Source organism: Microbacterium sp. H37-C3 (assembly GCF_027157935.1).
GTDB classification, from domain to species: domain Bacteria; phylum Actinomycetota; class Actinomycetes; order Actinomycetales; family Microbacteriaceae; genus Microbacterium; species Microbacterium plantarum.
In genome coordinates this window covers 210,227-222,494 of the sequence record NZ_JAPVLR010000002.1, presented here as the reverse complement: position 1 = coordinate 222,494, position 12,268 = coordinate 210,227, and the positions used below count along the sequence as shown (strand labels likewise).

Below are 12,268 nucleotides of genomic sequence, written 5' to 3'. Positions count from 1 at the left end.
CCCCGAGCCTACGCGGTCGCGGGTCGCGCCTGCCCCGAGGGGCGACGGTGCGGAGCGCGCTCGGCGGCGGTCTCGGCATCCGTCTCGGCGACGGTGGATGCCGCCAGCCCGGCCTCTTCGCGACGCTTGGGGACGTCGATCGGGGGCAGGCTCGAAACCGGACGGTCCTGGCTCGAGAGCCACTGCGGGCGCGGCGGGAGCTTCTTGATGTCCTTGAAGATCTCGGCGAGCTGCAGGTGGTCGAGGGTTTCCTCCTCGAGCAGCGCGAGCGCCAGCTTGTCGAGGATGTCGCGGTTGGCGTTGATGACCTCGTACGCCTCGTTGTGCGCCTGCTCGATCAGCAGCCGCACCTCGGCGTCGACGCGCTCGGCGATGCGCTCGGAGAAGTCACGGCCGTGCCCCATGTCGCGACCCATGAACACCTCGCCCGACGACGACCCGAGCTTCACGGGGCCGACCTCCGTCGTCATCCCGTACTCGGTGACCATCTTGCGGGCGATACCGGTCGCCTTCTCGATGTCGTTGGAGGCACCGGTCGTCGGGTCGTGGAACACGACCTCTTCGGCGACGCGTCCGCCCATCGCGTAGGTGAGCTGGTCCTGGAGCTCGTTGCGGGTGACGGAGTACTTGTCCTCGAGCGGCAGCACCATCGTGTAGCCGAGCGCCTTGCCGCGCGGGAGGATCGTGACCTTCGTGACCGGGTCGGAGTGGTTCATCGCCGCGGCGGCGAGGGCGTGGCCGCCCTCGTGGTACGCCGTGATGAGCTTCTCCTTGTCCTTCATGACGCGCGTGCGGCGCTGGGGACCGGCGATGACGCGGTCGATCGCCTCGTCGAGTGCGCGCATGTCGATCAGCTGCGCGTTCGAGCGCGCGGTCAGCAGCGCGGCCTCGTTCAGCACGTTCGCGAGGTCGGCGCCGGTGAAGCCCGGGGTCTTGCGAGCGATGACGGCCAGGTCGACCGAGGGCGAGAGCGGCTTGCCGCGTCCGTGCACCTCGAGGATCTTCTGGCGGCCCTTGAGGTCGGGCGCGTCGACACCGATCTGGCGGTCGAAGCGGCCCGGACGAAGCAGCGCCGGGTCGAGGATGTCGGGACGGTTGGTCGCCGCGATGACGAGCACCGAGACCTTCGGGTCGAACCCGTCCATCTCGACGAGCATCTGGTTCAGCGTCTGCTCGCGCTCGTCGTGACCGCCGCCCATGCCGGCGCCGCGGTGGCGGCCGACGGCGTCGATCTCGTCGATGAAGATGATGGCGGGCGAGTTCTCCTTCGCCTCCTTGAAGAGGTCGCGCACACGGCTCGCGCCGACACCGACGAACATCTCGACGAAGTCCGAACCCGAGATCGAGTAGAACGGCACACCCGCCTCGCCCGCGACGGCGCGCGCGAGGAGCGTCTTGCCGGTTCCGGGAGGGCCGTACAGCAGCACGCCCTTCGGGATGCGGGCGCCGACGGCCTGGAACTTCGTCGGATCCTTCAGGAAGTCCTTGATCTCCTGCATCTCCTCGATGGCCTCGTCGGACCCGGCCACGTCGCCGAAGGTGACCGTCGGGGTCTCCTTCGTGACGAGCTTGGCCTTCGACTTGCCGAACTGCATGACGCGGCTGCCGCCGCCCTGCGCGCTCGACATCAGGAACCAGAAGAGCAGGCCCAGCAGCACCAGCGGCAGCATGAGCGAGAGGAAGCCGTCGAACCACGTGGCCCGCGGCACGACGTCGTTGTACCCGTCGGCGGGGTTCGCCGCGTCGACGGCCGACACGACCTCGTCGGCACGCGCGGAGGTGTAGTAGAACTGCACCTGTTTCGAGCCCTCGAAGTCTGCGGAGAGCGTCAGATCGACGCGCTGATCGCCGTCCGTGGTCTGCACCTTGGTGACGGTGTCGCCTCGGAGCAGCTCGAAGCCCTGCTGGGTCGTGATCTGCTTCGCGCCGGTGAGGCTGGAGATCAGCATGAAGCCGATCAGCAGCAGCGCGCCGATGAGCAACACGTACATCAGCGGGTTGCGCGTGACTTTCTTGACGTCCATGGTGCGATCAGGCTACCCCGCGCCGACTATGCGGGCTCTGTGCGTTCGTTTTGGGCGTACCGGGAGCCGGCGCGCGAAGCCCGCTCAGCTGTAGACGTGGGGCGCGAGGATCGCGACATCCCGCAGATTGCGGTACTTCTCCGCGTAGTCGAGTCCGTAGCCCACGACGAAGTCGTTCGGGATGTCGAAACCGACGTAGCGGCAGTCGATCTCGACCTTCGCGGCCTCGGGCTTGCGCAGCAGCGCGAGCACCTCGAGCGACTCGGCGCCGCGCGACTGGAAGTTCTCGAGCAGCCAGCTGAGGGTGAGGCCCGAGTCGATGATGTCCTCGACGATGAGGACGTGTTTGCCGTGCAGGTCGGCGTCGAGGTCCTTCCGGATCTGGACGACACCGCTCGACTTCGTGCTGGCGCCGTAGGACGAGACCGCCATCCAGTCCATCGTGATGTCGCGCTTGAGCGCGCGGGCGAAGTCGGCCATGACCATCACGGCGCCCTTGAGGACGCCGACGAGGATGAGCTCCTTGCCCTCGTAGTCGGCCTCGACCCGGGCGGCGAGCTCGGCGAGCTTGGCCTGGATCTCCTCCTCCGTGACGAGGACGTCGGTGAGCTGGTCGGCGATCTCGGCAGCACGCATGCGACGAGTTTAGGCGCCGCTTCCGCCCGCCGAGAACTCGACGAGTCGGCCGACGCGGCGGGCGCGGCATCCGGGAAGGTCGATCGGCCCCTGACCGGTGTAGTCGGTGACGAGCCGAGCGACCTCGAGGGTCTGGCTGCGCGTGAGGCTCTCGTGGAACTCGCTCTGCACGACGTGGCGGATGATGCGGTGTCGCAACGCCGGCGGGTTCGCTGCGAGCGCCGCGACCGAGATCGCGATTCCCGCCTCGGCCGGCTCGACGATGTCTTCGATCGTCTCGCCGATCATGTCGTCGAAGGCCTGCGCGTCCTCACGCAGCTGCTCCGCCGTGCGGGCCAGCGCCTCGGCCACGCCCGGACCGAGCTCGGCCTCGAGGAGGGGAAGGACGCGCTCGCGGACCCGCACCCGGCTGAAGCGGTCGTCGCGGTTGTGCGGATCGAGCCAGGGGTCGAGCCCGGCCGCTGCACACGCGGCGACCGTGGTCTCGCGTCGGACCGCGAGCAGCGGCCGCAGCCAGCGCACGCCGGAATCGTCGTCGGTGCGGTCGGGCGCCATGCCCGCGAGGCTCGTGGCGCCGGAACCTCGAGCGAGCCCGAGCAGGACCGTCTCGGCCTGGTCGTCGAGCGTGTGACCGAGGAGCACGGCGGCGGCGCCCGCGTCGCGCGCGGCATCCCGGAGCACGCCGTAACGCGCGTCGCGCGCCGCGGCCTCGGGGCCGCCCGCAGTGCCGACCTCGACGCGCACGACCAGCGGGTCGAGCCCGAGGCCGGCGGCGGCGCGCGCGGCGGCGAGGGCGACCTCGTCGGAACCCGGCTGCAGCCCGTGGTCGACCGTGACCGAGGCGGCGCGCAGACCGAGTTTCGGGGCTTCGAACGCCGTTGCCGCGGCGAGGGCCAGCGAGTCGGGCCCTCCCGACAGCGCGACGATGCCGATGCTCCCGGACGGCAGTGCCGACAGCGACGCCCGCACAGCACGACGGACCTCGGCGATGGCGGGATTCAGCGACGGCACGCCCCTACGGTATCCGGGCTCGCGCCGTCCGGCGGCCGGCTCGTGCCGCCCGGCGGCCGGGCTCGCGCCGTCCGGCGGCCGGGCTCGTGCCGCGCGGCGGCCGACCCCGTGGCGCCCGGCGGCGGCCCCGTGCCGTCAACAGGCTCAGCGGGTGTCAGAGCCCCCGCGGCAGCCTGAACGCGGCGCTGAGCCTGCGGACGGCACAGCCGGTGACCGACGCCAGCCGCGTGCCGCTCGGCAGCCGGCGCCCGGGCTCGCGCCGTCCGGTAGCCAGGCTCGTGCCGGTAGCCAGGCTCGCGCCGGTAGCCGGGCTCGCGCCGTCCGGTAGCCGGGCCTCTGCCGTCGACAGGATCAACGCGCGTTGCGGCCCCAGCGGCAAGCCTGAAACCCGGGCTGAGCCTGCAGCCGGCACAGCCAGCATGGGGAAGGACACCGGCCGCGACCCCTCGCCCGCCTGGACCCCGGGCTGAGCCTGTATTCGGCATAACCGGTGACCCGGCGGCCGGGCCTGTGCCGTCGACAGGCTCAGCTCGCGTTGCGACCACATTGGCAGCCCGAACCCGGGGCTGAGCCTGCGGACGGCACAGCACGACGCGGGGAGGCGCACCGGCCAACCCCGCCCACCACACGAGGGGCTCTTACCGTCGACAGGTTGAGCGGCCCTGGCAGCTCGGCGTCAGGCACAGAACCCGGGTTCAGCCTGTATGCGGCACGGCAGGCGCCGCGAAGTAGGCTGGACGGCGGCATCCCACCGTCTTATCGAAGGAGCACACGTATGGGCGCGTACGACGCCGTCATCGAAATCCCCCGCGGCAGCCGCGTGAAGTACGAGGTCGACCACGGCACCGGCCGGGTCTTCCTCGACCGCGTGCTGTTCACGCCGATGGGATACCCCAGCAACTACGGCTTCTTCGAGAACACTCTCGGCGAGGACGGCGACCCGCTCGACGTGCTCGTGCTGCTCGACCGCGACATCTACCCCGGCGTGCTGGCGAAGGTCCGCCCCGTCGCCGTGCTGAAGATGAGCGACGAGGCCGGTGGCGACGACAAGGTCGTGGCCGTGCTCGCGAAGGACCCGCGCTGGGCGCACATCCAGGATGTCGGCGACATCGACGACTGGACCAAGAACGAGATCGGCCACTTCTTCGAGCACTACAAGGACCTCGAGCCCAACAAGTGGGTCAAGGTCGACGAGTGGGCCGGCGCCGCTGAGGCCGAGCGTCTCGTCTCCGAGGCGTTCGAGCGCTTCGAGGAGCACGAGGGCCAGACGAAGACGCAGGGTGAGGGCGAAGCGCCCAACTCGCTCTGACGCTCAGACGAACGCGAGGAGGGGCGGATGCTGCGGCATCCGCCCCTCCTTCGTCGTTCCGGGCTCGCGAGCGCTGAGGCTCAGACCGAGATGCCCCGATCGCGCAGGAACGGCGCGGGGTCGATGCGCTCGCCGTTGCGGTAGATCTCGAAGTGCAGGTGGCAGCCCTGCGAGATGCCGGTATTACCGGCATAGGCGATGACCTGTCCGGCCGAGACGCGCTGCCCGTATCCGACGTTGAAGCCGCCGTTCTGGATGTGCGCGTAGCCCGAGATGATGCCGCCGCCGTGGTCGACCTTGATGTAGTTGCCCCAGCTGTTCGTGTACGCCGCGAAGACGACGGTGCCGGATGCCGCGGCATAGATCGGGGCGCTGCATCCGCCGGCGAAGTCGATGCCGCGGTGCCCGCTGGTGCACACACCGCCAGAGCAGATGGTGCCGCGATTGCCATACCAGGAGCTGATGTAGCCGGGACCGGGGCGCACCCAGCCGGAGGGCTGGACCTGTCCGGCGCCGCCACCACCGCCGCCACCGCCGCCGCCGCCACTGTTGCCGCCGCCACCGCCACCGCCGCCACCGCTGTTGCCTGCGGCGGCTGCCGCTGCTGCCGCCTCCTGGCGACGACGCTCTTCCTCGGCGGCACGACGGGCTGCCTCTTCTCGCTCGCGGCGACGACGCTCCTCGTCGCGACGGCGCTGCTCTTCGACTCCGGCCTGGTAACCGGCGACCGTCGTCGCCGTCTCGTCCTTGAGCGCCGCGAGCTGCGCCTCGAGGGTCGCCATGTTCGCGGTCTGTTCTTCGAGGGCCGCCTGAGCCGCCGTCGCAGCCTCCTGCGCGGCGATCATCTTCTGCTCGGCTTCGACCTTGAGGCGGTCGCGCTCGTCGCGAGCGACGCCGGCCTGGTCACTGAGGCTCTGTGCGGTCTCGCGGGCGGCGACGGCATCCGTGTACACGCCTCGGTTCGCCTGCAGCAGCTTGTCCATGGTGCCGAGGCGGGCGAGCAGATCGTCGGCGCTGGCCGCGGAGTCGGAGAAGAAGAGTTTGAGGCTCGTGTCGTCGCCGCCGTTGCGGTAGAGCTGGGCGGCCAGCTTGCCGGCACGGCGCGCGGCCTCGAGGGCGGCGGCGGACTGCGCGTCCGCCTGCTCCTGCAGCGAGGTGGCGCGGGCGCTGGCGTCTTCGAACGCGGCCTGGGCCTGCGCGTACTCCTCGCCCAGGCGCGCGGCCTCGGCCTGCTTGTACGCGACATCTGCGGCGAGGTCGGAGATCAGCTTCTCGATACGCGAGATCTCGGCGGCCTTCGCCGCCTCGTTGCCCTTGGCGCGCTGCACGTCATCCCACGACGGATAGCCCTCGATACCGAAGGCCGACGGGATGCCGGGGGCGAGGAAAGCCGTCGCCGCGACGAAGCCGACGGCGCCGAGGCCGAGGGCGCCACGGCGCGAGATCAGCTGGGAGAGCTTCTTGCTCTCTGCGGGCGTCGGGGCGCAACCGCAGTCTTCCGGGGAGTCGAGGCTCTCGTATCGCACGCGGGTGATCCTCCATATCGCGTGAGCAACTTCGTTCACAGTAGCAACACACGTCACAACACCGGAAGCGTCGTCGACGGCGTCCGGCGCGCGCGAACCCAGCCATTGTGGCCCGGAGACACGCCCGGGCGGCGGACGCCACGCCCCCGATTCGCACATCCGCGTCGGATCGCATATGCTTGTCCCTCGGTAAGCGTGAACGTTTGACTCCCGGGTCTGGGTTCGCTCGGCCCCATCGTTTAGCGGCCTAGGACGCCGCCCTTTCACGGCGGTAGCACGGGTTCGAATCCCGTTGGGGTCACTCCCACAACTTAATAAGCATGGCCCTGTAGCGCAGTTGGTTAGCGTGCCGCCCTGTCACGGCGGAGGTCGCGGGTTCAAGTCCCGTCAGGGTCGCTCTAAAGCGACGGGCCCTTTGGTTTCCAGAGGGCCTTTCGTCTAGGACATGGCATCTCTGACGCCATGCGGCTCTGTAGCTCAGTTGGTAGAGCGCACGACTGAAAATCGTGAGGTCACGGGATCGACGCCCGTCGGAGCCACACGGACCGTCATTACAACGGCCCCAGAAACCCTCGCCTAGCTTCTACATGGCGGGGGTTTTGCTTTGCCCTGGTGTAGCCGCGCGTCGCGCCGACCGGGCCGGCAAGCACCGACGGCCGCTATCGTCTTGGCATGAAGGCATCGCTCCAGCCGCAGAGCCCCCGCACGCAGCGCCTGCGCCGGTGGGCGGTGGCGCTGGCCGCATTCAGTGCCGCCGCGTTCATTGCGTCGATCGTGTTCGCGGGCCTGCTTCCGGATGCCCCGGCACCGGTCTACCCGGCACTGCACTTCGCCGGGCTCGCAACCGCACTCGCCGGATACCTTCTGTGGCAGCGGTCGGACCCCGCGTACGACTACCGGCAGGAGCCGACAGCCGACGAGTGACGTCGCCGGACGGCGCGCCAGCGCCCGCGTCACGACGCCCCCGCACGCCACACGGCACGACAACCGCCACCGGCTAGGCCACCGGGTCCAGCAGCGTCGGGTCGGCGGGATCGACCGTGCGGGAGTTGCTGACCTTGCGGTCGACGACGTGCTCGCGGATCGTCGAGGCGACCTGGCCGGACGTGTGCTCGAGCATCGCCAGCGTCTCGGCCTTGCGGTCACCGGTGAGCTTCTCGGGCGTCAGCCAGGCATCCCAGGTGTCGGGCGTCAGGAACGCCGGCATCCGATCGTGCACCTGTCCGCTCGCGTCCCGCGCCTCGCGGGTGATGACGACGAAGCACCGCGTTCTCTCGCCGGTCGGCAGCTCCATCGACCACGTGAGTCCGGCCGCCGAGAGCAAGCCCTCGCCGTGGAGGAAGTGCGGTGTCTTCGGCGTCTTGTCGCCGGTCCACTCGAAGTAGCCCCGCATCGGAACGATGCAGCGAGCCGCGCTGAATGCCGGCGCCCAGAATCCTTGAGCCAGCTTCTCCATGCGCGCGTTGATGATCGGACCGCCCCGCGGGCGATTCGCCGGCTTCTGCCAGTCCCAGCGGACGAGTTCCAGCTCTCGCCCCTCGCCCCGGTCGCGGACGATCGGAGCATCCTCGGTCGGCGCGATCGAATAGGCGCCGGCCCACGACTTCACCCAATCCTCGGGGTCGCCACCCTCGGCGACGTACTCCCGGATCAGCTCGTCCGTCTTGGCGTCGTTCGCGAATCGCCCGCACATGCCAGCGACCCTACGGCGCGGGGCGCGCGGCGTCGAGCGGATGCCTCTTCACCCAGGACACGGAGGCCCGACAGGCTCAGGCCGGCTCGGTGACGCGGACGAGACCGCAGTTCAGACACGACCACGCCACGAGGAACGCCTCGTCGTCGAGGATCTCGAAGCGCAGCGGATCGCCGCAGGTCGGGCAGACCCACGGTGCCGGCTGCGCGCTCACGCGCCATCCCGATCGGTCACCCGCCGAGCCTAAACGCCGCATCGCACCGTCGGGCGAGAGCGACGGCATCGTGCGGCGCCCTCCCCCGGGCGTCGTTGTCGAAGTACACCCACACGTCACGCGGACGGCCATCGGATGCCGCCGAGCCGTCGGCCCATCCGCGGATGCGGTCCGTCCACTCGTCGAGCTCGGCGTCGGTGTACCCGCTGGCGTACAGGTCGGTCGCACCGTGCAGCCGGACGTACACGTGCCCCGCGGTCGTGACCTCTTCGAACCGGGGAAAGCGCCCGGCGGTGTCGGCCACCACGAGAGCGATGTCGTGCGCACGCAGCAGCGCGAGCGCGGCGTCCGAACCGAACCCGGCCGATCTCGGCTCGAGGGCGTGACGGATCGGACGGTCCTCCTCGATCTCGAGCCACGCCCGTCCGTCGAGGCGTTCGTCGTGCCGCTCGGCGAGCGCGAGGGCCCCGCCCGTCGTCCGCGGCAAGAGGGCGAGGAACTCCTCGAGCACATCGGCGTCGAACTCCTCGCGTTCGGGGAGCTGCCAGAGCACAGGTCCGAGCTGCCGTCCGAGCGCGAGCACTCCCGAGGCGAAGAAGTTCGCCAGCGCCGTCTCGACTCCGCGCAGCCGCAGCATGTGCGTGACATAACGCGAGCCCTTCACGGCGAAGACGAACGACTCGGGCACCTCGCTCCGCCACCGCTGATAGCTCGACGGGCGCTGCAGCGAATAGAACGACCCGTTCAGCTCGGCCGTCGACATCCGCTCCCCGACGTATTCGAGCTCGCGTCGCTGAGCGAGTCCCGCGGGATAGAAGTCGCCGCGCCACCTGGCATACCGCCAACCCGAGATGCCGACGCGCACCCGGCCGACGTCGGCTCCTGCAGGTGGCGCGTTCATGATTCCGCAGTCTCCGCCCGCGAACCGAGGCAGGAGAAGGGGGTTGCCCTCGCCGCCGCATCCCAGAACACCGGCGCGTACCCGCATAGCCGAGCGCCCTAGGATTCGACGGACGCACCGGGCACCACAGGGGGAGTAACGATGGGCGCAACGCGACGTTCGAACGCGGGACGACGGCGCAAGCGCCGGGCGATCGGCATCGGGGCAGCCCTCACCGGGGTTCTGCTCGTCGCAGCGGTCGGGGGCTGGTTCGCCGTCGATGCGATGCAGCGCGCGAGCACGACGCCCGACCCGGCGGCATCCGCGCCCACCCCCGTCCCCACGACCGACGCCGCGACCCCGACGCCCGAACCGCTGTCGCCGGCGGAGCAGCTCATCGCCGATGCGGACGATCCGAACGCGTGCGCCGTGTCGTTCACGGGCGACGCGATCGACATCGCCCCGGTCCTCGAGACGCAGGGGAAGCCCTACGCCTCCCTGCCGATCCCCTCGCGGGAGGGCATGGTGTTCGCCGGCTGGTACGGCACGGCCGAGGATGCCGCGGCGCTGTCGATTCCCGGCCGCCTGAACGGCGCAGATGCCGTCGCCTGCGACGCCCAGCAGCGCACCGTGCACGCCGCATGGATGAGCACCGCCGATAACGACGGCGCGAAGACGCGCGTCCCGATCCTGATGTACCACCAGTTCACGACGAAGCCGGAAGGCGAATCGGGCTGGCTCCGCGGCAACTACGCCTACATCGGCGACTGGGAAGCTCACCTGAAGTACATCTCCGAGCAGCAGTTCTACCTGCCGACATGGCCGGAGCTGAGCGCCTTCATCGACGGCCGGCTCTTCCTGCCCGACCACTCGGTCATCATCACCGACGACGACGCCGACCCGACGTGGCTCGAGCTCGCCGTGCCGCTCGTCGAGAGATACCGCGTGATGACGACATCCTTCGTGATCACCTCCAACGGCGCCGGGCCCGAACTCACCCCCTACGTGCTCAAGCGCTCGCACACCCACGACATGCACTCCGCGGGAGCCGACGGGCAGGGGCGCATCGTCAACTGGACGCACGACGAGATCGTCGCCGACCTCGAGACCTCGGCGAGCGTGCTCGGCGGCGCGAAAGAGGTGATCGCCTACCCGTTCGGCCACCACAACGACGCGGCCAAGCAGGCGGTCGCCGACGCGGGCTTCGAGATGGCGCGCACCATCGAGCCCGGTTACGTGTCGATCGGGACCGACAAGCTGGCCCTGCCTGTGGTCCGCGTCAACTACGGGATGACGGTGGATGACATCAAGAAGGCCATCGGATGAATCTCAGGCGATATCCAAAGAGTCAACGGGTTGTACGCATATGAATCCTCAGTACTGTGTGAACTCCCCCGTCCGTTTCCACTTGCGAGCGATTCATGGATCTGACGATCGTCGTCCCGACCTTCAACGAAGGCCCGAACGTCGTGGAGCTGCTGCGGCGGATCGGTGACGCGGTCGACGACCGGATGATCGAGGTCGTCTTCGTCGACGACTCCACCGACGACACCCCCGCCATCATCGAGCGGGCGGCGAAGATGGCCGACTTCCCGGTGCGACTGATCCACCGCGACGAGCCGGTGGCGGGACTCGGCGGGGCCGTGGTCGACGGCATCCGGGCCGCGAACTCGTCGTGGTGTCTCGTGATGGACGGCGACCTGCAGCATCCTCCTGAGGACATCCCGCGGCTGCTGGCGCGAGCCGACCGCGGCGACGTGGATGTCGTCGTCGCCTCGCGCTACATCGCCGGCGGCGACTCGAAGGGCCTCGCCGACGCCACGCGAACGACCGTCTCGCGCGCGTCGACACTGCTGACCAAGGCGATGTTCCCCCGCAAGCTCGGTGAGTGCAGCGACCCGATGACCGGGTTCTTCCTGGTCGACCGCGACACGATCGACATCGACGCTCTGCGTCCGCGCGGCTTCAAGATCCTGCTCGAGATCCTCGCTCGCCGGCACATGCGCGTCGCCGAGGTACCGTTCGCCTTCGCGCCGCGCTACGCCGGCTCGTCGAAGGCGACCTTCACGCAGGGCATCCGGTTCCTGACCCAGCTGCTGATGCTCCGTTTCGGGCGGATGTCGGCGTTCGCGCTCGTCGGCGGCGTCGGCGCCATCGCGAACCTGGTGATCATGTGGGGCCTCATCCGGCTCGGCATGGACTATCTGCCGGCATCCATCATCGCGAGCGAGATCACGATCATCGGCAACTTCCTGTTGCTGGAATACCTCGTCTTCAGCGATATGCGCTCGGAATCGGGCAGCATGACGCAGCGGTTCGTGAAATCGTTCACTTTCAACAACGCCGAGGCGATCATCCGGATCCCGGTGCTGTGGGTGCTCGTCGAGAACGCACACATCCCGAGCGTCATCGCCGCGGGACTGACCCTCATCGCCGCGTTCGTCGTGCGCTTCGTGTTCCACGCGCTCGTCGTCTACGCACCCAAGAAGCAGCGCGTCGCCCCGGTGCTCGAGGCCGCCCCCGAGCGCGCCCGGGCCGCCGAGTACTGAGCGGACGTACCCTGGAAGCATGACCGCTTCCACCGACACGATCACGATGTTCGGCGCCGACTGGTGCCGCGACTGCCGCCGCACGAAGGCTCAGCTCGACGAGCTCGGCGTCGACTACACCTACATCGACCTCGAGGCGGAGCCCGCCGCGGCCGACGTCGCGCGCGAGATCTCGGGCCGCACCCAGATCCCCGTGGTGGTCTACCCCGATGCGACCCACCACGTCGAGCCGAGCAACGACGACGTGGCAGCCAAGCTGCGCGAGCTCTCGCTCATCTGACCTGCGCGCGTTCCGCACGCTGTGCGCGTGCGCGGATGCAAGACATCCGGTCCGACACCCCGTGACGGATGCCGTCCGGCCGGGGTGTCGGGCCGAATCCCTTGCATCGCGACGCGCGGGCCCCGGCCAGGGACCGGACCGTCATA

Annotated in this window: 12 protein-coding genes and 3 tRNA genes; 8 read left to right on the top strand and 7 right to left on the bottom strand. The window is 69.5% G+C overall.

Annotated elements, in window-relative coordinates:
- Positions 1 to 8: 8 nt before the first annotated feature.
- The 3 genes from ftsH to tilS form a co-directional block, all read right to left on the bottom strand.
- Positions 9 to 2,024: an ATP-dependent zinc metalloprotease FtsH gene (gene ftsH / locus O1W71_RS06070; RefSeq protein WP_269266979.1), complete on the bottom strand. Its 2,016-nt coding sequence runs from the start codon at positions 2,022 to 2,024 to the stop codon at positions 9 to 11.
- 84 nt (positions 2,025 to 2,108) lie between these two features.
- Complete coding sequence (hpt, locus tag O1W71_RS06065; protein WP_023952935.1) at positions 2,109 to 2,660, bottom strand: hypoxanthine phosphoribosyltransferase; 552 nt, start codon at positions 2,658 to 2,660, stop codon at positions 2,109 to 2,111.
- A gap of 9 nt (positions 2,661 to 2,669) precedes the next feature.
- On the bottom strand, positions 2,670 to 3,671 hold the full coding sequence (tilS, locus tag O1W71_RS06060) for a tRNA lysidine(34) synthetase TilS (protein ID WP_269266977.1): 1,002 nt from the start codon (positions 3,669 to 3,671) through the stop codon (positions 2,670 to 2,672).
- A gap of 775 nt (positions 3,672 to 4,446) precedes the next feature.
- Between tilS and O1W71_RS06055 the strand changes: the two genes are divergently transcribed.
- Complete coding sequence (locus O1W71_RS06055) at positions 4,447 to 4,980, top strand: inorganic diphosphatase (protein ID WP_120263697.1); 534 nt, start codon at positions 4,447 to 4,449, stop codon at positions 4,978 to 4,980.
- Between the two features lie 80 nt (positions 4,981 to 5,060).
- On the opposite strand, the gene O1W71_RS06050 is transcribed toward O1W71_RS06055, so the two are convergent.
- The gene (locus tag O1W71_RS06050) at positions 5,061 to 6,506 is read right to left on the bottom strand and encodes a M23 family metallopeptidase (protein WP_269266976.1); all 1,446 of its coding nucleotides are present in this window, start codon (positions 6,504 to 6,506) and stop codon (positions 5,061 to 5,063) included.
- Positions 6,507 to 6,734: 228 nt separating this feature from the next.
- Here O1W71_RS06050 and O1W71_RS06045 point away from each other — a divergent pair.
- The 4 genes from O1W71_RS06045 to O1W71_RS06030 all read left to right on the top strand — a co-directional run bounded on the left by O1W71_RS06045 (position 6,735) and on the right by O1W71_RS06030 (position 7,430).
- A tRNA-Glu gene (locus O1W71_RS06045) sits at positions 6,735 to 6,807 on the top strand.
- A 21-nt stretch (positions 6,808 to 6,828) separates the two neighbouring features.
- Positions 6,829 to 6,902, top strand: a tRNA-Asp gene (locus O1W71_RS06040).
- 70 nt (positions 6,903 to 6,972) lie between these two features.
- Positions 6,973 to 7,045, top strand: a tRNA-Phe gene (locus O1W71_RS06035).
- A 133-nt stretch (positions 7,046 to 7,178) separates the two neighbouring features.
- Positions 7,179 to 7,430, top strand: a complete 252-nt coding sequence (locus O1W71_RS06030) for a hypothetical protein (protein WP_269266975.1) — start codon at positions 7,179 to 7,181, stop codon at positions 7,428 to 7,430.
- 73 nt (positions 7,431 to 7,503) lie between these two features.
- On the opposite strand, the gene O1W71_RS06025 is transcribed toward O1W71_RS06030, so the two are convergent.
- The 3 genes from O1W71_RS06025 to O1W71_RS06015 form a co-directional block, all read right to left on the bottom strand.
- Positions 7,504 to 8,199 (bottom strand): SOS response-associated peptidase, encoded by a 696-nt coding sequence (locus O1W71_RS06025; protein WP_269266974.1) that lies wholly within the window; start codon positions 8,197 to 8,199, stop codon positions 7,504 to 7,506.
- A 76-nt stretch (positions 8,200 to 8,275) separates the two neighbouring features.
- Positions 8,276 to 8,413 (bottom strand): hypothetical protein, encoded by a 138-nt coding sequence (locus tag O1W71_RS06020; protein ID WP_199484999.1) that lies wholly within the window; start codon positions 8,411 to 8,413, stop codon positions 8,276 to 8,278.
- A gap of 16 nt (positions 8,414 to 8,429) precedes the next feature.
- Positions 8,430 to 9,314, bottom strand: coding sequence for a DUF72 domain-containing protein (locus tag O1W71_RS06015; protein ID WP_269266973.1), 885 nt, complete (start codon positions 9,312 to 9,314; stop codon positions 8,430 to 8,432).
- 141 nt (positions 9,315 to 9,455) lie between these two features.
- Here O1W71_RS06015 and O1W71_RS06010 point away from each other — a divergent pair, with 141 nt between their 5' ends.
- The 3 genes from O1W71_RS06010 to O1W71_RS06000 all read left to right on the top strand — a co-directional run bounded on the left by O1W71_RS06010 (position 9,456) and on the right by O1W71_RS06000 (position 12,122).
- On the top strand, positions 9,456 to 10,619 hold the full coding sequence (locus tag O1W71_RS06010; RefSeq protein WP_269266972.1) for a polysaccharide deacetylase family protein: 1,164 nt from the start codon (positions 9,456 to 9,458) through the stop codon (positions 10,617 to 10,619).
- A 95-nt stretch (positions 10,620 to 10,714) separates the two neighbouring features.
- Positions 10,715 to 11,842: a glycosyltransferase gene (locus tag O1W71_RS06005; protein ID WP_269266971.1), complete on the top strand. Its 1,128-nt coding sequence runs from the start codon at positions 10,715 to 10,717 to the stop codon at positions 11,840 to 11,842.
- Positions 11,843 to 11,861: 19 nt separating this feature from the next.
- Positions 11,862 to 12,122 (top strand): glutaredoxin family protein, encoded by a 261-nt coding sequence (locus O1W71_RS06000; RefSeq protein WP_023952954.1) that lies wholly within the window; start codon positions 11,862 to 11,864, stop codon positions 12,120 to 12,122.
- The last annotated feature ends 146 nt before the right edge of the window (positions 12,123 to 12,268 follow it).

Bases quoted from the DNA above. Each gene is read 5' to 3' on its own strand.
- ftsH (WP_269266979.1), bottom strand. From the start codon at position 2,024: ATGGACGTCAAGAAAGTCACGCGCAACCCGCTGATGTACGTGTTGCTC.
- hpt (WP_023952935.1), bottom strand. From the start codon at position 2,660: ATGCGTGCTGCCGAGATCGCCGACCAGCTCACCGACGTCCTCGTCACG.
- O1W71_RS06055 (WP_120263697.1), top strand. From the start codon at position 4,447: ATGGGCGCGTACGACGCCGTCATCGAAATCCCCCGCGGCAGCCGCGTG.
- O1W71_RS06030 (WP_269266975.1), top strand. From the start codon at position 7,179: ATGAAGGCATCGCTCCAGCCGCAGAGCCCCCGCACGCAGCGCCTGCGC.
- O1W71_RS06025 (WP_269266974.1), bottom strand. From the start codon at position 8,199: ATGTGCGGGCGATTCGCGAACGACGCCAAGACGGACGAGCTGATCCGG.
- O1W71_RS06015 (WP_269266973.1), bottom strand. From the start codon at position 9,314: ATGAACGCGCCACCTGCAGGAGCCGACGTCGGCCGGGTGCGCGTCGGC.
- O1W71_RS06010 (WP_269266972.1), top strand. From the start codon at position 9,456: ATGGGCGCAACGCGACGTTCGAACGCGGGACGACGGCGCAAGCGCCGG.
- O1W71_RS06005 (WP_269266971.1), top strand. From the start codon at position 10,715: ATGGATCTGACGATCGTCGTCCCGACCTTCAACGAAGGCCCGAACGTC.
- O1W71_RS06000 (WP_023952954.1), top strand. From the start codon at position 11,862: ATGACCGCTTCCACCGACACGATCACGATGTTCGGCGCCGACTGGTGC.